The organism is Paenibacillus sp. W2I17, from assembly GCF_030815985.1.
Classification (GTDB): domain Bacteria; phylum Bacillota; class Bacilli; order Paenibacillales; family Paenibacillaceae; genus Paenibacillus.
This window is the reverse complement of record NZ_JAUSXM010000001.1, coordinates 5,844,287-5,870,436: the sequence shown is the minus strand read 5'-3', so window position 1 is coordinate 5,870,436 and position 26,150 is coordinate 5,844,287. Positions and strand designations below refer to the sequence as shown.

At 45.9% G+C, this 26,150-nt stretch carries 17 protein-coding genes; 3 read left to right on the top strand and 14 right to left on the bottom strand.

Annotated features, from left to right (window positions below; translation table 11 throughout):
• Nucleotides 1-222: 222 nt before the first annotated feature.
• The 7 genes from QF041_RS26250 to QF041_RS26220 form a co-directional block, all read right to left on the bottom strand.
• Nucleotides 223-3,420: an alpha-mannosidase gene (locus tag QF041_RS26250; protein ID WP_307416205.1), complete on the bottom strand. Its 3,198-nt coding sequence runs from the start codon at nucleotides 3,418-3,420 to the stop codon at nucleotides 223-225.
• A gap of 4 nt (nucleotides 3,421-3,424) precedes the next feature.
• Nucleotides 3,425-5,779, bottom strand: a complete 2,355-nt coding sequence (locus QF041_RS26245) for a glycoside hydrolase family 3 N-terminal domain-containing protein (RefSeq protein WP_307417057.1) — start codon at nucleotides 5,777-5,779, stop codon at nucleotides 3,425-3,427.
• Nucleotides 5,780-5,815: 36 nt separating this feature from the next.
• Nucleotides 5,816-6,736, bottom strand: coding sequence for a carbohydrate ABC transporter permease (locus QF041_RS26240; protein WP_036605781.1), 921 nt, complete (start codon nucleotides 6,734-6,736; stop codon nucleotides 5,816-5,818).
• A 23-nt stretch (nucleotides 6,737-6,759) separates the two neighbouring features.
• Nucleotides 6,760-7,689, bottom strand: coding sequence for an ABC transporter permease (locus tag QF041_RS26235; RefSeq protein ID WP_307416202.1), 930 nt, complete (start codon nucleotides 7,687-7,689; stop codon nucleotides 6,760-6,762).
• A gap of 77 nt (nucleotides 7,690-7,766) precedes the next feature.
• Nucleotides 7,767-9,239 carry an ABC transporter substrate-binding protein gene (locus QF041_RS26230; protein WP_036673370.1) on the bottom strand — a complete coding sequence of 491 codons (1,473 nt, stop codon included), beginning with the start codon at nucleotides 9,237-9,239 and terminating at the stop codon, nucleotides 7,767-7,769.
• Nucleotides 9,240-9,520: 281 nt separating this feature from the next.
• The gene (locus QF041_RS26225; RefSeq protein ID WP_307416201.1) at nucleotides 9,521-11,035 is read right to left on the bottom strand and encodes a response regulator transcription factor; all 1,515 of its coding nucleotides are present in this window, start codon (nucleotides 11,033-11,035) and stop codon (nucleotides 9,521-9,523) included.
• Between the two features lies 1 nt (nucleotide 11,036).
• A complete protein-coding gene (locus tag QF041_RS26220; protein WP_373461363.1) occupies nucleotides 11,037-12,866 on the bottom strand; it encodes a sensor histidine kinase in 1,830 nt (609 codons plus the stop codon).
• A 402-nt stretch (nucleotides 12,867-13,268) separates the two neighbouring features.
• Here QF041_RS26220 and QF041_RS26215 point away from each other — a divergent pair, with 402 nt between their 5' ends.
• Nucleotides 13,269-16,079: an endo-beta-N-acetylglucosaminidase gene (locus QF041_RS26215; protein ID WP_307416200.1), complete on the top strand. Its 2,811-nt coding sequence runs from the start codon at nucleotides 13,269-13,271 to the stop codon at nucleotides 16,077-16,079.
• Nucleotides 16,080-16,222: 143 nt separating this feature from the next.
• Here QF041_RS26215 and QF041_RS26210 read toward each other — a convergent pair whose 3' ends face one another.
• From QF041_RS26210 to QF041_RS26200, 3 genes are all read right to left on the bottom strand, one after another.
• A complete protein-coding gene (locus QF041_RS26210; RefSeq protein ID WP_307416199.1) occupies nucleotides 16,223-17,800 on the bottom strand; it encodes a class I adenylate-forming enzyme family protein in 1,578 nt (525 codons plus the stop codon).
• Nucleotides 17,801-18,136: 336 nt separating this feature from the next.
• Nucleotides 18,137-18,691 carry a hypothetical protein gene (locus QF041_RS26205; RefSeq protein ID WP_307416197.1) on the bottom strand — a complete coding sequence of 185 codons (555 nt, stop codon included), beginning with the start codon at nucleotides 18,689-18,691 and terminating at the stop codon, nucleotides 18,137-18,139.
• 152 nt (nucleotides 18,692-18,843) lie between these two features.
• A complete protein-coding gene (locus QF041_RS26200) occupies nucleotides 18,844-19,305 on the bottom strand; it encodes a hypothetical protein (RefSeq protein ID WP_307416196.1) in 462 nt (153 codons plus the stop codon).
• 543 nt (nucleotides 19,306-19,848) lie between these two features.
• Here QF041_RS26200 and QF041_RS26195 point away from each other — a divergent pair.
• On the top strand, nucleotides 19,849-20,685 hold the full coding sequence (locus tag QF041_RS26195) for a hypothetical protein (protein WP_307416195.1): 837 nt from the start codon (nucleotides 19,849-19,851) through the stop codon (nucleotides 20,683-20,685).
• Between the two features lie 93 nt (nucleotides 20,686-20,778).
• Here the strand turns inward: QF041_RS26195 and QF041_RS26190 are convergent, their stop codons facing one another.
• Both QF041_RS26190 and QF041_RS26185 read right to left on the bottom strand, forming a co-directional pair.
• Complete coding sequence (locus QF041_RS26190) at nucleotides 20,779-22,314, bottom strand: replication initiation and membrane attachment family protein (RefSeq protein ID WP_307416194.1); 1,536 nt, start codon at nucleotides 22,312-22,314, stop codon at nucleotides 20,779-20,781.
• A gap of 386 nt (nucleotides 22,315-22,700) precedes the next feature.
• On the bottom strand, nucleotides 22,701-22,994 hold the full coding sequence (locus QF041_RS26185; protein WP_036673352.1) for a YuiB family protein: 294 nt from the start codon (nucleotides 22,992-22,994) through the stop codon (nucleotides 22,701-22,703).
• A 228-nt stretch (nucleotides 22,995-23,222) separates the two neighbouring features.
• Between QF041_RS26185 and hemQ the strand changes: the two genes are divergently transcribed.
• Nucleotides 23,223-23,969 (top strand): hydrogen peroxide-dependent heme synthase, encoded by a 747-nt coding sequence (gene hemQ, locus QF041_RS26180; RefSeq protein WP_062837936.1) that lies wholly within the window; start codon nucleotides 23,223-23,225, stop codon nucleotides 23,967-23,969.
• Between the two features lie 150 nt (nucleotides 23,970-24,119).
• Here hemQ and QF041_RS26175 read toward each other — a convergent pair whose 3' ends face one another.
• A complete protein-coding gene (locus QF041_RS26175; protein WP_307416193.1) occupies nucleotides 24,120-24,374 on the bottom strand; it encodes a hypothetical protein in 255 nt (84 codons plus the stop codon).
• A complete protein-coding gene (locus QF041_RS26170) occupies nucleotides 24,371-25,564 on the bottom strand; it encodes an NAD(P)/FAD-dependent oxidoreductase (protein ID WP_036605766.1) in 1,194 nt (397 codons plus the stop codon). Before QF041_RS26170 ends, QF041_RS26175 begins: the two co-directional genes overlap by 4 nt.
• Nucleotides 25,565-26,150 lie beyond the last annotated feature (586 nt).

Here is a 26,150-nt window from a genome sequence, read left to right as displayed (position 1 = left end):
TGTAGCTATACAGGATGAAACAAAAAATTTACACGGGACCACTGCGCGGTCAGAAAGATCCTCCGATCGCTGTTATCCCCAGATTTTTTTGATTCCCTTTTCTAAAGGGTAAAATCTGGGGATAAAGGCGAACGCTTCGCTTCTTCGAATTCTTTCTGTCCTCTCCGTTATCGTGTAAATTTTTAGTTGAACATGTATAGCTCAAAAATATTTCAAAAAGGTTTACCGCAGTAGCACGGTTTGTATTTCGTAAGGTTTAAAAGATAGTGTAATCTGGCCATTGGTATGGGCCAGTGGTTGGACCGGTTCTTCTAGTGCGTTAGAGTGATAGGCTTGCTCAAAGGCATGCGGCCATTGCAATGTGATGTTTTCGCGTTTGCCTGACGATTCATAGAAACGAAGGACTGTTCCGTGCCCATCCTCTGCCATTTTGACCGTATCGAGAATGACGTGATTACTATTAAAGTTAATCCAGGAGCCTGTTGCTGGACGAGAATGTGCAGCGATTGCAGTTGCATCTGCAATTGGATCGTCGCCAGCTCCTGCGCCATGTTGTACTTGATCCCTCTGTTGTACCTGCTCCGACTGTTGTACTTGTTTCACTTGCTGTACTGTCACCTCATGATTCAACTCGGCTGCCTGACGTACGGTGTGTGCTGTTCTCCAGTCTCCGTCATGTGGATATAGGGAATAGGTGAATTCATGTTCTCCCAGATCGGCTGTGCGATCAGGCCATTTTGGTGCACGCAGCAAGGACAAACGAATGGTACTTCCCTGCACGTCGTACCCGTATTTGCAATCATTGAGCAAGCTCACGCCGTATCCATATTCGGATACATCCGCGAAGCGATGTCCACAGACTTCATACTGGGCTTGTTCCCAGCTTGTGTTGCGATGTGTTGGGCGTTCCAGTGCGCCAAATGGAATCTCAAATGTCGCCTTGGAGGTCACCACATCAATCGGGAAGCCAACTTTCAGAAGTTTGTGATTCTCGTTCCAGTTCACCTGTGTCTGGAAGTCAATTTGTCGTGAGTCATGATAAAAGACAATATCCTGTGTGATTTCCGATTGATGTAGCTTCCAGCGGAAGCGCAGGACATCCTTTGTTGTACCCGCCAGCACCAGCTTTTTCTCCAACAGTTCCACTTCGCCAGCAATCTGCTCTTCATAACGATTGTCGATATCCCATGCATCCCAGAGCGTTGGACGATCGTGGAAGAAGTGAAGTTGATTGCCACGTTCACCCGGCTTCAGCATCTCACGCTCCGCGGTTTTATCCCACAGACGGGTGATCTCCCCACGTTCATTGAACTGCACATGATAAAAGGTAGTATCCCATGTATCATTAAAGGTTGGTTGTGCGGCAAGGGTGGTCATTTCCCGTACATTCGTTTCCCTTGTATTTTCAGGTACCAGCCAAATCGTCTTATATCCAAACGCCGGAATGTCTGTCACGAGAATAGACATACTGCCATCCTCCCGATCCATCCGCAAGCGCTGGCCTTTTTCATCGATGCCGTAGCGATCCAAGCTATCCTGCACAGCCAATTGAACAACTGCACTGCGTTTCCAGCCCAGGCTGTTGAATACAACATAGGCTAATGAACCTTCTGGTCCCTCTGTGTTGATACCCGTTGTCAATGCTGCAATGCCTTGATCCAGTCCAGTTCTGCCCAATTCAAATACCTGTACATATTCCTCATTCGAAGTGACGTAGGACTCCGTAATCGCCGATCCCGGTATAATATCGTGGAATTGATTCAGCAAAATTAATTTCCAGCCGTCATGCAATGCTGAACGCACTTCAGCTTCTGCATCTGCCTCCATATCTGGCAGAGCGAGTGTATTCCACAGCTCAGCTTCTCGATACAGAACCTCCGCTTTCCGGTTGTTGCGCTTATTGCGCGCATGGGTCGTGTAGGTTCCCCGATGTAACTCCAGGTACAGATCACCATGCCACTTCGGAAGTACAGGCTGCTCCTTTTCGATTCCGGCAAAGAAAGCTCCAGCTGTGCTATATTGACTTGCGGGCTGTCCAACCATCAGGTCTGCGCGATCCACATACTCCAGCATCTCGCGTGTTACGCCACCGCCGCCATCTCCGTGTCCGTACAGAAGCATGTGCTCCGGATGCGCGGCTTTCTCACGATAGGACTGCCAGTGATCATGAATGTCCTTCGGCAACGTATGCTCGTTAACACCATGATTGAGGTAAGACAGGATCGGTGTGCCGTCAATACCCACCCAGTGGAAGAGATCGTACGGAAACACATTTGTGTCGTTCCATCCCAGCTTTGTTGTCATGAAATACTCCACATTGCCATGCTTCAAAATCTGCGGCAGGGAGGCACAGTACCCAAACGTATCCGGCAGCCATTCAATCTGTGACGTTTTGCCAAACTCCTCCATATAGAAACGCTGACCATATAACATCTGGCGTATCAGGGACTCCCCGCTCGGGATATTCAGATCCGGCTCAACCCACATGCCGCCAACCAGTTCCCAGCGGCCTTCTACAATCCACTGCTTCACCCGCTCGTACAGCTCGGGATCATGCTCCTTCAGAAACGCATATAGTAAGGGTTGGCTCTGGGAATAAACATAGTCCGGATATTCATTCATGAGTGCATCCACGGTGGAGAAAGTACGGCTCGTTTTGCGTACCGTCTCACGTACAGGCCACAGCCAGGCAATATCAATATGGGATTGTCCCACCATATGCTCCAGACCTTCTGCGTTTCCGCCAATCTCACGCACATGATGCTTCAGATTATTCTCAATCTGACGAATCCCCTCTCCCTGCTCAATCTCTTCTGCTGACATGCCTACAAATTGATCCATCGCACGATACACCAGTTCTAACAGGCGAACCCGCCGAAAGTCACTTTCCGGTAGCAACACAGCCGAATCACGCACAATAATGACGGTATACATCAGACTACGAACCGCTTCATTGGGTCTCACCAGCAGGCTCGTAATTGATGTGATCGGCGGCTGAATAACCGCCTGTTGATTCAACGGGTCCACAGGTTCAGGTACCGGGTCAAACATCTCAATCTCAAGTTCCGGAGCGTTTCCGACTTTGGATGGATCAAGCGTGACGTAGGTATGATTGCGGTCAAGGCCCTGATAAGAGTGCCCATTTACCCGAAGCAAACCTTCTCCGCCTGTCTCAAATACAAGCCCATAAGGTGCTTGCTGCCATGTAGCAGGGATCTCCAAACGTGTTCTGAAAAAATAAGTCGTTCCCTGTTTGCTCGGAAAACGCTCAAAATCTTGCCCTTCGGGGTACTCACCATGATCCTCATACTGTCCTGGCACACTATAATAAGCGCGGGTAATGTCCCAGCTACGCAGCTGTAATTGCTCCAGCCACTGATGTTCGGACAACTCGCGAATAAATCGTCTGATACGTTCCAATGTCTTACGCCTCCCTTACGGTCAGTTCGGCCATTTGCGTATCGTTTACGCTGCTGCCGATATGAATATGGAATTGTCCCGGTTCAACGACAGGCTTCAAATCACGACCAATATACTGCAGTTGCTCGGCTCCGATTCGGAATTCCACGGTCTGTGTCTCTCCAGGCTCCAAGTTCACTTTTGCAAAACCCTTCAGTTCCTTGGCGGGACGAGTTAGTGAGCTGACCACGTCAGAGATATACATCTGTACAACTTCTGCACCTGCATAACGACCAGTGTTGGTCACATTCACCGATACCTTGACTGAATCACCGGCTGTCATGGACGCAGCACTCAGCTGCGGTTCACTGTACTCATATGTGGTATAACTCAGTCCGTATCCAAATGCATAACGTGGCTCCAGATCCTCTTCCAAATACCTTTTGCCTCGGGACCGTTTGCCGTTATAGTAGATCGGTAACTGACCGACATGCTTTGGAATGGAGATCGTCAATTTACCCGATGGATTCACATCACCGAATAAAATATCTGCAATGGCATGCCCGCCCTCTTGGCCCGGATACCACGCCTCCAGAATTGCATCGGCATGTTCATCCACCCAAGGTTCAGTGATGGGACGACCATTAATGTAAACAACGACAAGTTTTTTGCCGAGCTTGTGAATCTCCTGAATAAGTTCCAGCTGTACTCCGGCAAGACCCAACGTCATCCGGTCGATCCCTTCGCCACACTCCATATCATTCCAGGAGTTATCCGATACATTGGAAGCGCCTGTTTTCAGATCAATCGTTCCTTCTCCAAAGTCACGTGCACTGGAACCGCCAACCACCATAATGACCGTATCCGCTTGACTGGCAACTTCGATCGCACGCTCGAATCCTTCTTTCGAATCACCTTTGATCCGGCAGCCCGGTGCATAAAGAACCTGATCTGTACTGCTGTCACCAATCAAAGGACCAACAGAACTCTTCTCCGTTTGCCCATCCACATGATTAGCCAGCTTACTGCGAATCCCATCCAGTACCGTCGCCACTTTCGACTTCGGTTGCGGAGATGTGTAATCGCCCAGTTGATTGTAGGCCTGATCCGCATTTGGGCCGATCACGGCAATCCGGCCCACATTTGCTAACGAGAGAGGTAACGTGTCAGCCTCATTTTTGAGAAGTACAACCCCTTCCGCAGCCAATTGTCGCGCCAACTCAACATGAGCTTCACTGCCAATGACCTCCGCTGCCCAATCGGCATCCACATAAGGCTGTTCGAATAAGCCCAGTCTGAACTTCAACGCCAGCACGCGAGAAGCAGCCTGATCCAGAACCTGCATATCAAGCTTGCCTTCTGCCACCGCCTGCACCAGATATTGCCCAAACATCTCACCGGACATTTCCATATCGATGCCTGCCTCAATCGCCTGTACGGAAGCTTCCAGTCCATCCGCCGCGACATCATGCCCACTTGCCAGCATGTTGATCGCACCACAATCCGTAATGACCAGACCGTCAAAGCCCCAATCTTTACGCAAAACATCTTCCAACAATTCCGTATTTACCGTGCAAGGCGTGCCATCAATTTCGTTGTACGCTGGCATGATCGACGCAGCGCCAGCTTCCACCGCTTTGCGGAATGGATACAGATCCACTTCCAGCAGTTCACGCCAGCCCATATGCACAGGTCCTGCATTGCGTCCACCTTCCGAGCTACCGTAACCCACAAAATGTTTCAGCGTTGCCGCTACTGTATCCCCACGATCAAGACTTTCACCCTGAAGTCCTTCCACAGAGGCAACTGCCAGTTCTCCAATGAGGTATGGATCTTCACCGAAACATTCCTCGGTACGTCCCCAGCGCGGATCACGCACAACATCCAGTACCGGAGAATAGGTGACCGCGCCACCTTGGGCACGTGTCTCCCTTGCTACTGCCTGGCACATCTCCCGATACAGATCCACATTCCAGGTGCTCCCCAGTAAAAGAGGGACAGGATAGACCGTTCCGTCAATAGCCATATGACCATGCGAGCACTCTTCCCCGATCAGAATGGGAATCCCCAGTCTGGAATGTTCTATTGCATAACGTTGAATCAGATTGACCGCCTCAGCGCCTTCTCTGGCGGATAGTCCATTTTCCAGCGTAACGCCCGTCCACGGATCTGCGCGAAGTGCACCATAGAGGGAGCCGATGCCCCCATTTTCCACTTGTTGTTTAAAGGAATCATTTAACGTGATGTTCCCTTGATCATTCGTATAGGTCTGCCAGCCAAATGGCTGCGTAAGTTGGCCTACCTTTTCTTCCGTAGTCATCAGGCTTAGCAGGCGTTGTACCCGTTCCTCTACGGATTTGCTTTGGTCCTTATAAGTCATCAATCTGCATCTCTCCAATCCTATAACGTGATCCGGTTATTCTTTGACCGCGCCCACCGTCAGACCCTGTACGAAATAACGCTGGAAGAACGGATAAGCGAATATAATTGGCAACGTAGCAAGCACAACCATCGCCATTCGGGACGTATCCTGCGGAATGGACTGCATGGCTGCCAGACTCATCGAACTGTTAGCAGAGTTCTGCTGGATAAACTGGATACTCGACTCAATCCGCATTAACATGGATTGCAGCGGTACCAGATTCGGATTATCGATGTATAACAGCGCATTGAACCAATCATTCCAGTAACCGAGTGTACTGAACAACCCAATGGTTGCCAGTCCCGGCAAGGAGAGTGGAACCACGATTTTCATAAAGGTATAGAACTCACCGGCGCCATCAATCTTCGCCGATTCAATGACTGCATCCGGTACACTGGTGGAGTAGAATGTACGCAGGATCATAATATAGAAGGCATTCATCGCCAGCGGCAGAATCAGTGCCCATAACGTATCTTTCAACCCAAGCAGCTGGGATACGACCATATAGGTTGGAATCATCCCGCCGTTGAACAGCATGGTAAGAATTGCAAAGATGGAGAAAAATCTCCGATATCTGAAGCTCTTGCGGGAAACCGCATACGCATACAGTGACATAAGAATCAAACTGATAATGGTACCGAGTACCGTCACCAGGATGGTAACTCCATACGCCCGCAGCAGCGTGTCCCCACTCTGCCAGACAAACTGATATGCCGCGAGACTCCATTCTGCCGGAATCAGACGATACCCATCACGGGCCAGTGCTTTCTCGTCTGTAAACGAGATGATAACTACAAATATAAAAGGAAATACACAGATCAGAGCAAATAGACCGGCGATGATGTTCATGATCACGTTCCATCCGTTGGATACGTGGTGGAAGTCGCGTTTTTTAACAAGCCCTGCTTGAGCCATAGTGGTTCACTCCTTTCCCTGTCCTAGAATAGGCTACTGTCTTTATCTACTTTGCGAACAACATAGTTGGAGATAATAACAAGCACAAAGCCCACCACGGATTGATACAATCCCGCTGCTGTACTCATGCCAATCTCACCACTAGTTTTCAAACCTCGATATACATACGTATCAATAACATTTGTCACGGAATAAAGCGTACCCGAATCCCTTGGTACCTGATAGAACAGTCCAAAGTCGGCATAGAAAATGCGGCCTACGGCCAGCAAGGTCATAATCGTGATGATGGGCGACAGCAACGGAATGGTAATATTGCGAATCTGCTGCCATTTGCTTGCTCCATCAATCATGGCTGCTTCATACAATGATTTATCAATCCCCAGAATGGAAGCCAGATAGACAACGCTGCTATAACCGATGGTTTTCCATAACGCTACGAATACCAGAATATACGGCCAATATTTTGCCTCGGAGTACCACTGAATTGGTTCCATCCCAAACCAGCCGATAATCTGATTCAACATCCCGCGGTCCATACTCAAGAAGCTGAATGCGAAGTAACCAACGATAACCCAGGATAGAAAATACGGCAGAAACATGCCGGTTTGATACAGTTTGGCGAGTCGTTTATTCACTAGTTCCGAGAGCAGGATTGCCAATGCCACAGCAAATACCAGTCCCAGGAAGATAATGGCGATGTTATAAAAGAGGGTATTGCGTGTAATGAGCCATGCGTCACTTGTGCTGAACAGGAATTTGAAATTCTCCCAGCCAACCCATTCACTCTTCATCAGACTTGCCCAGAACCCTTCACGGCTGAATCGATATTCTTTGAAAGCAGCCACTGTGCCCACAAGTGGCAAGTAGGAGAAGAAGAAGAACCAGATGGCGCCTGGCAGCACCATGAGCAGCATGACTCGGTTTCTAATCAGGTTTTTCAAAAATGTAGTCATTGTGGATATCCTCCTTCAGGCTTGAATGAAAAAGGACCGGACGCGATAAGCAGTCGCCCGATCCTTACGATGTACTGTTACTTGTTTTCCGCTCTCCAGGCATCCAGCTGGCTTTGGGCTTCAGCCATTACTTTCTCCAGTCCGGCTTGATTGAACTTCTCAATCACTTGATCCAGATTGGCTGCCGGGTCCAGTGTACCTGTCATCAGTGCTGCCCAATATTGCTCTTTCACGTTCTGTACCGCCGTTAGTTCGGCAGATACATTGCTTGCATCAAAGTTAAAGCTGAGGATCGGGGAATTGACACCTTCAGCGTTAAACTTCTTGAACTCATCCCATTTGTTATCCGGGTCATTGCTGTTCAGATAGAGCAGCATATTGTTCCCAAGGGAGTATGAAGGCATATCGTAGTTTTTCGATTCAGGCAGATTTTCCATATGCGTGTCATCCACTTTTTTGTAGTGTGTGCCCTCAATACCGGAGTCCACCATATTACGCAGCACAGGATCTGTATTCAGCAGGTTCAGGAATTCCATCGCTTTCTCTGGATATTCCGAGTTGGCCGAGATGGCCATGATGGAACCTTGTACAGATGTATTCGTTATAATTGCTTCACTTGCAGGTGTTGAAACGACTTGATAACCGTAACTTGCAGACCATTGATTGTCCGCGAGTGGCTGAGTCTGTGCACGATCCAGGAACCAGTTGCCCGATGTTGTCAGATCATTGGTGGAACCTGTGGTTGCCGCTTCTGCCGATACATAACCAGCCTTGTAGTATTTGTGCATCGTAGTAAGTGCTTCTTTCATTTCAGGTGTTTCCAGTATGTTCACGAGCTTATAGTCTGTTGTATCCAGCTTGATTGCCATTGGCAGATTCTGAATGACATAGTCATAAGGCACGTAAGGAACATAGTTTTTATCCATGGCAAATGGTGTTACACTCGCCTCGTTTTCCTTGATCGTTTTGAGCAGAGGCTCCAGACTGTCTAACGTACGAACGCCAGAGATGTCCAGCTTGTATTTATCAACCAGCATTTGGTTAAAGCGCCATACCTCTTGTTGAGGCAGCTCTTTGTTCGCTGGAATTCCGTAATTGTGTCCATCTACCTTGGAACCGCTTAGGAATGCAGGATCAATGGTCTTGGTAAGATCCTGGCCGTATTCAGCAAGCAGGTCATCCAGTTCAAGGAATGCACCTTTTCTGGCATTTTGTACATAATCGAATCCACCCGAAGAAGTGAACAGAATGTCCATTGGCTCACCGGATGCTACGTTAACCTGCATCTTCTGCGGGTAGTCACCCCAGTCAACCATCTTCATCGTTACCGTGGCATTAATTTTCTCTTTGGTATACTTGCTCACTTCTTCCATCACTTTGTTGACGTCTTTCTGAGGGGTACCGATGGTATACCAGATCAACTCTACCGCGTCATCTCCAGCTCCCCCGGATTCTGAAGCATCTTTGCTTCCTCCACAGGCACTAAGAACAAGTGTGACGGCCATTAACAATGCAAGAACGAGTGAGAAGCGTTTTCTTTGTTTACTCATTTCTTTGATCCTCCCTTTTCGTGTTCCCTTAGTCTCTACAAACTAACTGCTTTAACCTTATCGAATGAAAGCATTTACAAAAAGAAGATAAACTTAAGTTTTCGAGGTACAAATTAAAGAGAAATCGTCCTTGGACAACTATTTTGTACCTGTTTAATTAAATCGCTTACATGAAAGAGACATGCCGGGTAACCTATGGCACGATTTTCATCCATGCCATTCCTGTTCCCGATATGTCTCTTGGCACTCTGTCCGCATAGTTGGATCTACCCGTCACCGAATTAACCAAACACCTTGAAATCAGTCGGTGAAATCCCCACATATTTGCGGAACTGTTTATAGAAATACCCCGTCTCCCAATACCCCACATTTCTGGCGATCTCATGTACCTTCAGATTGGAATTGCGCAGTTGCTCCTTCGCACGTTCAATCCGGTATTTGTTGATATATTCGGCAAACGTCTCCCCTGTCTCTTTATGAAACAATTGTCCCAAATACACCGGATGCAGATGATAGTGGGCACCCAGCAGCTTCAGGGAAAGCTCTTCTGCGTAGTGTTTGTCGATATGCTGAAGCACCTGGTTCACAATCGGATTTTTCAGATCCTGCAATAGGGATTGGATCGTCTGCGACCCAACCTGCTGAAGCGCCCGCACGAGTTCATCAAAAGTGCCACTGTCCAGTACAAGTTGAAGCCCTTGTTGGTATATGGCAGACTCATCCGAGTGTTTGATGCTCTCCAGTTCCATTTTGAAGCGAATCACAACTTCCAGTGCGGTATTCTGTAACTCCCCAGGTGTAAGCCCATCGCGATGCTGTTCAAAATCCATGCGAATCCGGTCGGCAAGTTGTTCTGTATTGCGGGACAGAATGAGTTTGGCATACTCCCTCCAATCAATGAAAAAGGTCGCCGTTGAACTTCCGCACCTTTCCAGCATGGCATGGTCGATGACTTTAAGGTCGGGATAAATCATTACATACTGGAGTGCTTTTTTGGCCTCCGCATAACTGGTCGGCGCATGGTACAGTCCCTTCATCAACCTGCCTGCTCCAATGCGTGCCGCCGGATGGGTTACGGTTATCTCATCAGATAATGCCTGCAGGCCATCCATCAACTTCTGTTCCTCGTCACTCGTACCCTGAATATTGGCAATAATGACGATGTCTCCATCGATATCATGAAATACGTTCAGATGGCGTCTGTCTCTCAGCATCTCTTCTACACGTTCAAACATGCCAGGTACTTGCCCTTTGTCACGCAGAATGGCCACAGCAACGTCCGGTGCATCCAGCGAAAGGTTCATAAACTGGGCACGTTCTTCAAATTCGGTAGCTGCAATCTGTCCCGTAAGCCACCGATGAAGAATGTTATCTTTTAGAATCTGGATGCCATACGCATCATCGGCTTGAGGTGATACCGTATGATCCAGCTTGGACGCCGTGTTGCTCAGCGTGGATTCCAGTTCCTCCACATTAATTGGTTTGAGCAGATAGTTTTCGATCCCCAGCTGCATGCCTTCCTTCAGATATTCGAACTCATTAAAACCACTCAGGATAATGACCTTAATCTCAGGTTGCACTCGCCTTGCTTCCCGAATCAGGTCAAGACCATTCATGAGTGGCATGGATATATCCGTGATCAGAATGTCCACAGGCTGAGTGGAGAGCGCTTGTAACGCTGCTTGCCCATTGCCCGCATGACTCACAATTTCCATACCAAATGAAGACCAATCCACGATATCGTATAAGCCTTCAATGATGAATGGCTCATCGTCCACAATAAACACCTTGTACATGTTAAACACCTGTCCCTTCTGTATGTGGATAACGCACCCTGATTCGTGTTCCTTCTCCGAGGGTGCTCTCTATGGTGATACCGAACTCTGGCCCATACAGGAAGCGCAATCGACTATGGACACTGCGCAGCCCGAACATCTGACCAGACTCTTCAGGACGTTCCAGTTCTTCAAGGATTTCCGTCAGGCGTGCCGGTTCAATGCCTTTGCCATTATCTCTGACTTCCACTTGTACCACATCATCTGTCTCTTCCACAACAATCGATAATCGGTTATCCGAACGTTCTGTCTGAATGCCGTGTACGACATAATTCTCAATGATGGGCTGCAGCGAAAGTTTCACCACAGGGTGTTGATAATATGCAGCGTCGATCTGGATCGTATAGATGAAAATATCCTTATAGCGGATTCGGAATAACTCCAGATACAAGCGACAAGCTTCCATCTCATCCTTCAGCGTATAATTTTTCTTCTGCTGTACCAGGCTCTTGAACAATACGGATAAACTATAGATCATCTCGCCAACATCTCTCGCCCCTTGAGATATCGCCCTCATCCGAATCACTTCAAGCGTATTGTAGAGAAAATGAGGGTTGATACGCGCCTGTAATGCGACTAGCTCGGTCTCCTTTTGTTTGATCTCGGCTTTGTAGACCCGTTCAATATACAGATTCAGCTCGTCCAGCATGTCGTTGAAGCTATGGGAGATCTGCCCCAGTTCATCATCACGCGGATCGTCAATGCGAGCCGTGAAGTTGCCGTATTTCACTTTTTGGGTGAAGCGAATAATTCGACGGGTTCGTTTGGCAAAGTTAATAATGAAAAATGCCGGAACCAGCACAGCAAACAGAATACACACGATACTGATCGAGATAATGGTATTGCGAATGCCCGCATAGGTTTCAGCCATCTCTTCTACCGGAACGGTGCCAATGACCACATAACCCTGATCCGCGGAGACAAACTTGTTCACGTACATGTTCTGCTCCTTTTTCATCGAATCCATATCCGTCTGATCAAACAGGGAATCGGCCACATTCACGTAGGGATACTTCTTCCCGTAATAATGATTGTTGGAGTCAAATAACACTGTCCCTTTCGCCGATAACACCACGATTTCTCCCTTGAGATTACTCTCGTAGTTATCCAGCGCATTACCGATTCCTTCTGAGTCAAAGAAGACAAGAAATTGGCCCAGATTCCGAAGAGTCTGTGTATTGTTAATCGGTACGCGGATGGAATAGAGCGCAGGGTCCCATTGATTGATCTCTTTGCGAATCCAGTAATTGGGTGCACTGATATTGGGCGTTTCCATCGCCATCACGTCCGGAATATAGGAATGAGCTACATTGGCGTCCAGCTTGCGGAACTGCTTGTGTTGATTAAAGGTAGACAGATCCTGCTGCTCAGCGCTATATAACATGAGTTGGTTAATCTGCGAATTGCGATCCATAATGTTCTGAAAATGTTTCAACACATCGGCCGAATAGTCATCCTGATTAGCATAATATCCATTGGTCATGTGCTGAACATATTCAGCGTACGAATGATTCATCAGATAAGTAATGTTGGCCGAGAGTGCCTCATTCTGATGCATGTCCCTCACCATGTTTTGCACCGATTCATACTGCTGATGAATGTACCGATCCACATGTTCCATCGCCGCTTTCTGGATCGCCAGTTCCCGGCGAATCGTGGAGTCGGACACCGACAGGAAGATGATATAAGATAACGTAATGATCGTGACAATCGATATCATCGAGAAGATCAGGAGCATTTTCATAAACATATTATTTTTGAAGAAATTATTGTAAACGCTAACAATTTTCAAGTCGCATGTTCCCTCCGATGCTGTTTTCCTGACTATATAAGTTGAACTAAAGATTACTTACACTGACACTACGATGACAGAATAACCTTCCAATCGCTGTTATCCCCAGATTTTTTCGATTCTCTTTTCCCAAGGGAAAATCCGGTGATAAAGGCGAACGCTTCGCTTTTTCAGGTTTCTTCTACCCTCTCCGTTATCGTGTAAATGATTAGTTCAACTTATATTGAATTATATCACCAGGCTTCTGACATTAACTTGTCACCTGCAACTTTTCTTTAGTTTATATCTGTGTTTCTTTAATTTCACCCTATTTAAAAACGCTTTCATCCACTATCGTTAACCATAAGTTTAGCTTTGTGTAAAAGAATACCTTACATTCATTCCACTTGAAGGAGGAACAGCATGACACGCAAACTCAAACCAAAAGGCCTCATTCCCAAGGTCACTGCCATGGTCCTGACTACGGCTCTACTTGGACAAGTTGTTGCATCATCCGTTTATGCCGGAGACACGCTCCCTTATACCGGTGAAAGTGCCAAAGGGGTGAATCAGCCCTATCAACATGGGTACACCTCAGCCCAGATTCTGAACTGGACACCCGAAAGTGATATCCATGGCGATTTACTTCGTGCCCATGTTCCCTTGCAGCCCCGTAATGAAGCGTTCGCTGGGACACAGGCTTATCCTGAGCTTAGTCCGGACACCCAACTGTTCACGATGAGTGGTGATTACGGCAATGCATTCTTCGATAGCACACCTTATACCAATGAATTCAGCCAGTATCTATTTAATTATTGGCAATATACAGACTACTACAGTTATTGGCACGGCATGGCTTCTGCGGGCGTACCTGAGGAACTGTATGATCCGAGTAAAGAGTGGACGGAGAAATACTTCGAGTTTGGCATTTTGAACATTCCGAATCCGGCCTACACCAATGCAGCCCACAAAAATGGCGTCAAATCCATTGCCAACATCTTTTTCTCGGACAATGACCGTGGGCCACAAACCTATAAACAAATGCTGATCCAGGATGATAACGGTAATTTCCCTGTGGCCGAGAAACTGGCCGAGATGGCAGAATACTACAACTACGATGGATATTTCTTCAATCAGGAAGAGGTTGCCCGGGGTGTAGCCCCTGAGGATATCGCTTCCTACAAGAAATTCATGAAATATCTAAGAGATAAAGGCCTATACGTCCAGTGGTATGATTCCACCATCAATACAACAGGCAAGATTCAATACCAGAACCAATTTAATGGGCTTAATAGCCCCTTTGTGCAGGATTCCGTTCTGGGCAGAGTCTCGGATTCCATCTTCCTGAACTATGTATGGAACCACAAGATGCTCCGCGATTCCCGTGATCATGCCCTTAGCTTGGGACTGAACCCATTCGAAACCGTATTTGCAGGTGTTGAAGGTGGACATGACAAGTTCGGCCGCTGGAAGCAATCCTATGACCTGCGCCATAATCTGGATGAGAACGGTCAACCGATGAATAGCATCGCGACACTGGGTGCCGACTTCACCCACAACGCCCTGGATGAAGAGATGGGCGATGGCAGCACCAATCACCGAGCTGAGGATAAGTACCAGTGGATGACCTTTGTACGTGATCGTGCCTGGTGGTCTGGTCCAAACCAAGACCCGACAGATGCACGTCGTAATGCGTCTGCCGATCTGTCAGATGTGTATGCTTCCGGTGCAAATTGGGATGGAATTGCCGCTTATCTTACCGAGCGATCCGTCATCAACGGCTCCAATTTTGCGACCAACTTCAATACAGGCCACGGCCTGAAATATTATGAAGACGGTGCTGTCTCGAACGATAAAGAATGGTCAAATATCAACATTCAGGATATCCCTGTCACTTGGCAATGGTGGATGGATAGTGAAGGCGACAAGCTCAGTGTTGATTTTGACTATGGTCCCTCTTATGAGAAAGGCGCAAGGTACAACTATGACTCCATCGGCGCATTCAATGGCGGCAGTTCTCTCGTGGTGAACGGCACACTGAACGCGGAGAACTTCCTGCGCCTGTACAAGACCGACCTGTCCGTCAACGGACAATCGAAACTGGAACTGACGTATAACAAACCGTCGACTAGTGACGCTTCCTCCCTGCATGTTGGGTTGATCTTCGAAGATGATCCATCCAACGTGGTCAACGTAAATGTGCCTAATTCAGGCCAGCATACGGAAGGCTGGAAGACAACTTCGCTGGATTTGAGTGCATATCAAGGCAAAACCGTTGCCGCTATAGGATTATCCTTTGACCCTAATGGCGAGTCTATCGAGAATTATCAGATGAATATTGGTGAGATCCGTATATTCGATGGTTCAGTGGCTGTACCGGATGCACCGACCGGATTCCATATTGCCAAAGCACTAACCAACACCGATGAACTGGTTGTCGCATGGGACATGAAGGACTATTCAGAGGTCAAGCAATACAATTTATATGAAAATGGCGCCTATGTAGGCGGCGTGTATGATTCCACTTTTTATATCAAATCGCTAAAACAGCCGTCTGGTGAACTGTCTATCCGTGCGGTGGGTGCAGATGGTACCGAGAGTGAAGCAACCGTCCTACCTTACGATCTGAATGCAGCCGTTCAGAATATGGATGTGAAATTCAAAAAGAATGGCGATGCCATCGTAAGCTGGAAAAACCCGAAAAAAGCAAAAGATTCGGGCAAAGACAAAGATAAGAATACCGGTAAAGACAAGGATAAAAATAAAGACAAAGAGTCTATTCAACTCACACTAGAAACAGAATACACAAAAGAACCCTTCACCAAGTCAGTTCAGGTCAAAAAAGGAAAACAGTCTGCCATCCTGACCGGACTTCCGACCAATGGTGAGCATTACGTGCTGAACATTGCCATTGGCGGGCAGAACCCGGTAACCCATACCGGACAGCTGGCAGATCTTCAGATTACACCATACGCCAAGGAAAAGGTGACGGTAAAAGATGGAAAGTACACTCTTGCCCTCCCGGATCTAGAGGACTGGTACAAGATCTATGTATATGAAAATGGGGTGGCACGCGAGTTCGGAGTCACTTACGTTTCGCAGAAATTCCCGTATATCATTCGAGGAAGAACAAAGCTGAGTGAACTGACCTTCACACCAGCGTCCAGCAACAGCTCTTTGAAGCTGGTTATTGAGGATTATGCGGGCAATCAGGCCGCTACGATTTTGAGGTAACACTACAAGGTATTTTCGCGCCCGCCTGCATACCGATTGAGATAAAAACGTACAGCCCTTCACTTCCGAAAGGAAGTTGAAGGGCTGTTCTTGTTGATCTAACAATAAATATTCTGCCCAACAGCTATTAAACAGCATTCCCGTTAGCATAGTCCTTCGGATGAAATTGAGGATAGATGCTTGCGCAACTGCTTTTTGTCTATTTTATCCACGGCTGTTCTCGGCAAAGTATCCACAATGAGCAGTTGAGTCGGCCATTTGTACGGAGCAAGGTGTGGCTCACAAAACGCCCGCACCCGCGTCAGATCCAAACTGTCACCATCCCGTAACACTATGAAAGCGACGAGTTCCTCGCCTTCGTCAGGAAGAGAATGTCCGATTACGGCCGCCTCGCTTACCGCCTCATGGCTCACAATAACATGCTCCACTTCGGCACAGAATACATTGGAACCGCCCACAATAACCGTATCCTTCAAGCGATCAAACACATAAAGGTAACCTTCCACATCCAGACAACCGACATCCCCAGTTCGAATCCAGCCATCGGACATGGTCTCGGCAGTAGCCTCCAACTGGCGCCAATACCCAAGCATGGTCTGTGCACCTCGAACAACGATTTCTCCAGCCTCGCCCGTAACTGTCTCACTTCCGTCCGTATCTAATATCCGAACTTCGAAGGCCTGCTCACCTTGGGCAGCCAAGTCAGCAGGACGACCTACGGATCGAAGGCGAAGAGGATCGCCCATATGTTGAGCAGGAAAAAGGCGGCTTATGGACATTCCACATTCCGCTTGTGAGTAGTTGTTCACAATGATAACTTCAGGAAATTGCGATACGACCTCCTGTAGTGTATCCGGGGAAATAATGGACCCTCCGCAGCCAATAAGCGATAGGCTCTTCAAGTTTCTACCTCCTACGGATACCTCGCGGGTAAGATCACGAAGCAGTTGGCCTACTGTGCTGAGTTGTGTAATCTGATCACGTTCAACAGCTTCCATAATACGGTGTACATCCGCTGGGTATTCATCTAGAAATACAAGACAGCCTCCGGCAGTCATGGTCGCCCACAGCTGGAACTGACCTACCAGATGGGATAAGTTGAGCACTAACACACGACGCTTGAGATCATGACCGAAGCCTGCAGAAGGCGTAAGTTGATTCCAAGCAGCCATACCACGATGCGAATGCATGACCCCTTTTGGCCGACCAGTTGTCCCACCCGTATAAATCAGGACTGCCGTATCGTCTACACTTCGTTTGAAATTGTCTTTTGGAGAGAACGCAGGTTCCTGCTGTAAAAGAGCAGCGAGCGAACTATTATTCGTCCCTTCTTCGTCTGTCGTGAACAGTTTTGGACAATACCCAAGAAGCTTTACCGTGGCAATAGCTGCTTTAGCATGTTGGTCATCATGAATAACCATATGTGGTTCTGCATCCTGAAATATGGCAGCGAGTTCAGGCACTGTTAGCATAGGAGAAGGAACGAGCGGTATAGCGCCAATCCCAACTGCTGCATAAAACGCAACAACGAGCTGAGGATCTGGATCACCTAAAAGGGCAAAGCGATCACCGGCCCGGAGTCCTTCAACATACAGGGCATGACTGAGTCTTTCAACCAGACCGTAAAGCTCCCCATAACTCATCGTTTGCCCATGTCTCATTAACGCAGGTTCCTCAGGGTACAGACTTGCTGCAATTGGCAATCGTTCGGATAGAAGCAAGCAATTATCCCCAACATTTAAATTTCCATTTCTCCGTTAAGAAAACTATGGAATAACAAGAGAGTAGCATATATCTGGAATAATAAGTAATCATTATCCTCTATTAAAACCATAAATTCTCCTGATATTACAGTTCTGCCAACATACGATCCTTGCCGTTAACCTACTTGCTAGCTTAATTAGGCATCATGATTCTCGTCTCTAAAGCTATGAAAAAAAAGATCGTTAGCATTTTTGCAACGATCCCTATTGTCAGTCCGCTAGTTGAAAACAGCGGCCTATCACGTTTATGCCTTCTCGTTTATGAACTAATGTTTCCCGTTTGAGGATGAGACCCTACTTTAAATCACTAAAATCGTCTACGTAATACCCTTCAGAATCCCAGTAATCATCGTATTCTTTAAAAATATCAATAATCTTCTCTTTAGGTCTTCCGCAACGTCCAAGAAGCCAATTCATTATATAATGGATATCTTTATTTTCATCTTCCCAAATAAAATCTAGAACCCCTGACTCTCTTGCTCCACTGTCCGGTACATAAATTGCATATTCTGATGAAAAATAACGGGCTAAATCGAAAGTAACTTTCTTTAAATAAAGCTGAAGCTCCTCCTCTAGGAGAAAGCTTCTCCATCTTATATAATGATGAAAATAACAGACCTTTTCCGAGAATGTAAAATCCATCCCGCAAGGTCCACTGATTTCCAAAGTGCCACCAATTCCTTCATGAACCGTAAAAGGCTTATCCTCATCCTTAGAGTTATGTGGAAGAAGGAAGTTAATAAATTCATCAACGTGTTTTAATGATCTAGAATTTAGTGCATGACATAATATTTCAATTTTATCTCTATTCAACTTATGGCCTATGAAAGCTGTGAAATCTGCCCCCATTTTATTCCGCTCCCTTAAATCAATTTCAAAAACCTCCTGTATAAGAAGGTACTGCTCCTAACAAACTCATTTTAACACATACTGGAACTAACCTGCCCGTTAGTTGAACATGAATTTAGATATGGCCCATCATTAATCAGTCTTAAATCCACTTATAAAGGGTCTGCTGCCCATAGAATTCCAATATGTATATTGTCCATTGCAACTATTCCCGTATCAAACGTATGCCACTGTGAGTTATTTATCGTTGTCCAAGAGTAGAGCTTAAAGTAACCAGATTTCGAATCAAACTTTGCGTTTGTATAGAATGAGGCTTCTTTCTGAAATTGATCTAAAAAATATTCACTTAATTCATTTGCCATCGGTTTTGTCTTCAAATCAATATCATAAGTCATGTTTTTCGAAAGAACATAAACTATAATTTTTTTAGCATAATCTTTGTCAACTATTCTCCAGTTACCCTCTATCTTATCTGCATTATGGCCCATTCGCTTCAAAAATGCCTCCAATATACTTCCTTTCTCAATATTATTTTTTAATTCTATACCGTATGTAACTTTACCTGAATTCCTCTTTGATAATAAACTCTCGAACTCTTCATCATTTTTTAACATTTCTACTCGTTACCTCCTTCTTTGGAACCTCTAGTTAAAAGACCTTCTATGAGAGGTTTGAAACTCCTCCTTCAAATAACCTGTCCGTTACTAATCCATCAACTATTCCCCTCTAACAATACCTTTAATATAGTTCTTCGCTTCGGCTAGTATGAATACATCTAAATCTTCTTTTGTTGTCTAATTGTACAGTTGCTTTCTCGGCAACTGGAGATAATTTTTTCGTCAAAAAAGTTGCCTTTATATTTATCGAAGTCAATAGAAAGTCCTTCTTTAAAATCGGTGGCTGTGATGTCCTTAATTTCTTCTTTCTCCGGTGGTTCAATAAGTCTTTCTGTGTTTGTTGGTGTATTGTTGATTGGTGGGGCTTGTCTCGTTGACTTGCTAGATTCTTCTCTATTGGAAAGAGTATCAGTGTCATCTGATTTTAGGCATGCAGATAGAAGCAATGCTCTTAAGTAAGGTAGTTTTTTCTGGATTGTCACAACGATCTGGAGGGAATAACATCACGTAACCGCCTCCCCAACTGAAGGAGAGATAATAATGAAATACACCAATGTTTTATTATCAAGCGTCATTGTTTTAGGTAGCTTAAGCACGTTATCAACTGCATCAGCTTCGTTCCATACTCTTGATAAGTCAGTAGCTCCAATTGCTGCTAAATCAACTTCTGTGAACTCTTCAACATACCAGAGTATACCTAAGTTTGAAAAAACGATAGGCTCAAATAAAATTGTCTGGAAAGGTGACAACATCACGATAACCGCGAACACCTTAAAGCTAGATGCTGCTGCCGATTTTGAGCAAAACATCATTGACACCATCGTAGTTACTCATGGTAAAGAAAAGCACACCCTACAAACAGGAGATTTTGAGGTTAAATTATTGGATATAACTAGTGTTGCTGAATCTCCATCGAATGAATGGATTGCTATCCAAGTAGAAAAAAGTGCTGGCAGCAACCTCATTCTCATGAACCTTAAAACAGGAAAGTACACGATTATAAACGAACGTCTTGAAAAATCAGGTAAACAAAATGTAGAAACCATTTCATCATATAATTGGTCACCACAAGAAGACATCATTGCATTTTCTTATGGAAATACGGAGAAAAGCACGTTAGCAATATACGATACTAAGAAAGGCCGTTTTCTTTATCTCCCTCGGGCAACCAACTATATTAGCACCTGTTTAATTTTATGGCATAAGAGCGGAAAAAATATTGATTATATTAGTGAGTATCCTTCAGATCAATGGATTCTTTTCAGATACGATACAGGAAGCAAAAAAGTTAAGCCTGTAAAAAGAATCACAAAAAAGGAATTTCAGCAGTGGTTTAAATTAGATAAATATCCTACGAAATATGAAAAATTTGATTGAACGTAAAATACGTTTCTTTGGTTCAACTTATATAGCAAAAAGGCGAGTCTCCATTAATCGGGGGACTCGCCTTTTTGGCTTTATTATAAATATTTAAGAAGTGCCTTTTTGCTTACTCGCCTGCATCTGCTGGGCAAATCTCATCATCTCTTCAAACTCTTCCTCAGATACGGCATCCCCATCGGTGCTTATGTCTTGTACAATCGGAATTTCGGGCTTGGCTTTGGTTCCTTTGCCGTATGTACGGGTACGGGTTCCAGCTGCACCAGCAGCCTGTTTGCCTTTGACCTTGGCCTGATCACGAATATATTGCACAGCTTTCTCATATGAGTTTACCTGCTTAAGCAACATGTTGGAGGCAATGGCCTCAACGAAGTTACGGTTAATCCGCTGCTCTCCGCCGGATACAAGTAATGCCATCAAATAATGAATCAGTACATTGATGACTTCTCCCGGCAACTTGTAGCTCAGATCAATTTTCTCAAATATATCGATGAGATTGTCCGGTACTGCGCCCGGGAAAAATGTCTGCAACAGACGTGTGTATGGCTCATTGCGCAACATCATATTGTATTGATGAATATCACACTTGGTCATAAATTGTGGAGGCACTTCGACGTAATATTCCATCTGCACTTCATGTTCAACAGGTGGTTCACCGGAGTCTTCTTTCCGCTCTGGCTCCTCCATATGCTGTCTCAGTGCCACGACCTTGGCCGCCTGTACGGTCTGTTGCTCATGACGCTTCTTCGTCTGCCTGAACTGCATGCTCGCCTTATGCTGGAGATCATCCAGAATCAGCTGGCCCTGCGGACTGAAGATATCATCTTCATCCAGCAGACGGCATACATCCTGCACACTGAGGTTAAACTTGTTTACTACATAATTTACAATGCCCAGTTGTTCATGATCGAACCGCAGCTGTTCTACATGACGGCGATTGACGGACTCCCGCGGAAAACGCAAAATAATGTCGGCATAGTTCAAACTATTTTCTTCCGCTGCATCATTCGTGCCTGTCCGTTGGGCCGTAGTTGATACTTCCGACAATGCTTGCTCCAACTCGTAATCAATTACGTGGGTATTCAATTCAAATATATCGTAAAAGGGAACGGAAATATTCTCTTTATTGGCTGCCGGATAAGGCGCGTCCCCATTTTCCACTGCCGAGAAACCGGAACGCAAGGAAAGTACGGCGAATTTGCCAATCTTGTCACGAAGCAGCAGTGTCAAATGCTGTGTCCGGAAAAACTCTGCCGGAGAGAGCGGCGGTTGCAGCTCATATTCGTAGATGTAATCATCATTTTCCGGTATATATAGCCGTGAAGTCTGAAGTAGCCCCACTGCCTCAAGCTTGGATGTCTGCTCTAACAAATATTTGCGCCCTTTCTCACTTGGCTCCAAGCCAAGTGTCATGAACAGCCTCCGTTGCTGTTCAAGCGGCGAATAACCGACCTGTTCACCGGGAAGATGCTGAAACAACAGCCGATACAAGCCAACCGCAAAAGCACCTACCATGGGCTGATATGCTCCTGTAAGCATACGGTCATCCAGGGCGCTAAGTCCAAACTCCCTGTATACGCAGTAGCGATGATGTTCAGTATAATGGTGCAGATTCTTCATGCGCATAGCCTGATCTCCTTCTCCCCAAAAGTATGTTTATCTATTCTATCATAAATGTCTGATCCTCAAATGCTCAAAAACAGGTAAAAAGATGGCCTGTTCTCGCTCCGTTTCGTCCTAGGTCGACATCATTCACGTTTTCGCCGAATTTAGCAAATTTCTAAAATAAAAATGTCGAGAGCCGCTAGAATACTATAAAAGCTGTAGCCGCAGAATACAAGGGAATATCTAAAGAGAATGTTCTCCAGATGTATATGAAGTACAAGTGTACAATAATCCTTATAATATAAATGAATAGCAAAAAAGCCTTCCCTTTGTACTCGTAAGCGTTTACGACAAAGACAAGACTTTCACGCGATTACAGGGGCATGTGTTACCTCTTTCCCAACAATCTAAAACATTCTGTACCCACCCAAACGCAACTTCTGGATCGTCCAGCCACTGATTATCGCACCAGCCAGTCCAGCGATGCCCGTCATATAGTCTACAAGCTGGAAAGAACCCAGATGTGACATCAGAGATGACGACTGATCCCATAGAGAGTACACAACAATAGGCAGAATTACAATAATGAACAGATAGGAAGGAAACCAGGTTGTCTTCATCAGCATGTTCAGAATGAAACCGATACCAAACATCATAACGAAAAATAATACCATCAATACCAACACAGGTATAAATTGCATCGGGCGACATTCACCTCTTCTTTCACACATTCAGGTTTCACTTCTGGATAGTAGTTAGTGTACCGCAAAAAATGTGGCGAAGCAACGAACTTTCTGGACAAATTTCCCTATATTTATACTCTGTTCATTTGCCCTTCTGCTTCATGTTGGGATACAATGTAAACGATAAAGCAATCACCCGTCCCTTATAGGGATTTGGAAATATACCTTGCAGGAGGAACACAACCAATGAACGAAGCCGCATCAACACTGGAGGGCTGGTATGCCCTGCATGATTTTCGCTCGATTAACTGGGCCGCCTGGAAAGCAGCAGATGATGAAGAACGCGCTGTAGCACTGGACGAGCTTCAGGAATTCTGGAAAGAATGGAAAGAAGTCGAGGATTCATCCAAAGGAAGTACCGTTGTATATACGGTTGTAGGTCAAAAAGCAGACCTCGTCATGATGCACCTGCGTGAAACGCTGGAAGATCTGAAGGCTGTTGAGAACGCGTTTAACAAAACGATGTTTGCCCAATACACAACTAAGTCGTATTCCTATGTCAGTGTAGTGGAACTGAGCAACTATCTTGGCAAAGAAGGCGAAGACCCGATGCAGAATCCGGAGATTATCGCCCGTCTGAAACCTGTTCTGCCACAACGACAATACATCTGCTTCTATCCGATGAACAAAAAACGTGAGCTGAATGACAACTGGTACATGCTGTCCATGGACGAGCGTCGTACCATGATGCGCAGTCACGGCATGATTGGTCGTAGCTACGCAGGTAAAGTGAAACAGATCATTACCGGCTCTGTCGGTTTCGACGATTGGGAATGGGGCGTTACGCTATTTGCGGATGACGCACTTCAGTTCAAGAAACTTGTCTATGAGATGCGTTTCGATGAAGTTAGCGCCCGTTATGGCGAATTCGGTTCGTTCTATGTGGGAAGTCTGTTGAACGAAGGAACACTGGAAGACATGCTTAAGCTGTAAACATAATGCAAAGCACAATAAAGCACCGCGACATCTCCTGTAAAGGATACTGTCTGCGGTGCTTTTTCTCATTCATGTACGTGTGGACAACCAAGTCGGATGATGATCCATTTTGCAGTTGTTCACTCTATTTATTAACCTCGGTTATCCTTAATCCTCGTCCTCCTCATCTACCGCTTTCAGCGATTCGAGGAACTCGGCTGTGGCCCGGTCACGGTCACGACCCTTCTCTTTAAGCCGCTCAATCGCAGGCATAATGAGAATATCTACTTCTTTCTGCACGATATAGGCCAGATCATACTGATCCTGTTCCTCGAGATAACCACCGACCTGCATCAGGGCGTTGTATCGATCCAGCTCTTCACGTGTTAATTGTCCCCGGACCTGAACACTGCAATGTCTCATCCAAAAAACCGCCCTTTCTTCAGGACTAGCGGAATACCACCAATGATGAACAAATAACGCAGATCAACCAGCTTCTTCAACTGAGCCGCTTTCCAGCCTTTGTATTTCTTGCCGCCTACAACAGCAATGGCTTCCCCTTTACCCAATGAAGCAACCGTGCCTTTGCTCGTAAATACAAAAGGTTGTGGCTGTTTCTTGCGAATGGATGCCACGACGTTCTTGGCGCAGTTCACACCCTGCTGCATCGCAATCTGGGCTGTTGGCGGATAAGGCCGTCCTTCCGCGTTGAACACAAGTGAATTATCACCAATGACATAGACATGCTCATGTCCAGGGGCACGCAGATAATCATCTACCTTCACACGTCCTCGCATCACTTCAAGACCTGCCTGTTCCAGCAGTGAGTTACCGCGAATGCCGCCGGTCCATACGACTGTGGCTGCATCGAGCTTTTCACCCTCACCCACAATTACCCCGTCCGGGAGACATTGCTTGATTGGAACACCAATTTTGAAAGTAACGCCCTTCTTTTTGAGCACATTCATCGCATGTTCTACCAGTTCCGGATCAAATCCAGGCAAGGCCGAAGGCGCTGCCTCTACATTGTAGATATGCACATGTTTCGGATTCACATCGAACTCCTTGCACAGCTGTGGAATACGATCTGCAAGTTCAGCTACGAATTCAACACCACTGAAACCCGCTCCACCTACGACAAACCGAATACGATTTCGTTTGTTATCGTTTTTGTACATCGCAAATTGATATTCGATGTGTTCTCGAATCAGTCTGACCGAGTTAATGCTGCGGATTGTCATGGCGTGATCGAGCATCCCTGGAATACCGAAGGTCTCAGGCTCACCGCCTAGTCCAATAATCAGATAATCATAGGATAACGTGCCGTCCTCCAGAATAATCTTCCGATCCTGCAGACGAATCTCCTTCACGGAAGACTTGACCAGATCAATCTTGAACTCATCAATCAGCTTGGAAATAGGGACTCTTGCATGCTCAATGGTATCCGTGCCGGCTGCCGGCATATGTAGATGTGTAGTAATATAATGATAATCATGCCGGTTCACCAATGTGACGTCGGCCTCGTTATAGTTCAATTCCTTCTGCAGCCGCTGGGCTGTCAGAATCCCGCCATAGCCCGCGCCGAGGATGACGATTTTGGGAATACTGCTCATGTCTATACCCCTTCCGGTTTCACTTGCATCAGCCCGATCTTGGGTGAGATGCAAAATGCACATACTTACAAATATTGATGAGGTCTTGCCCATTATGACGACAAATGTTAACTTCGCGAATTTATTTAAACGTTTGCCTCAATTTCATAACTCACTAAAAATGGATTTTATGAAACTAGATATCGACATATTGAACTGTTTTGATCTATATCTAGACTTGATTGAAGCAACTAAAGGGTTTATGAAATTGATACGTTTGCACGCAAGTTATCGTTTCAAGTTGTGAAATTAACCACAAGATTCTACAAAACACGGGATCTGTCTTCATATTACATATTGGCTCTAAATTAGACAAAAAAACACATAGTACAGGTCAAGGATATCTGTATTTCTAGTAAAGATCAAGGTTTTTTTTGTTATTTTTCATAACCTTTCATTTCCAATTTCATCCTATTCTCATCTGATCTTCATCAATTGTTCCCAGTTTCGTGACGCCGCTAACTTTGCAACCCTGAATACACCGTTTATAATAGGAAAGACAGTTCAGCACCCATGCTGGTTACGATACGTAGCCTGCACATTCTTT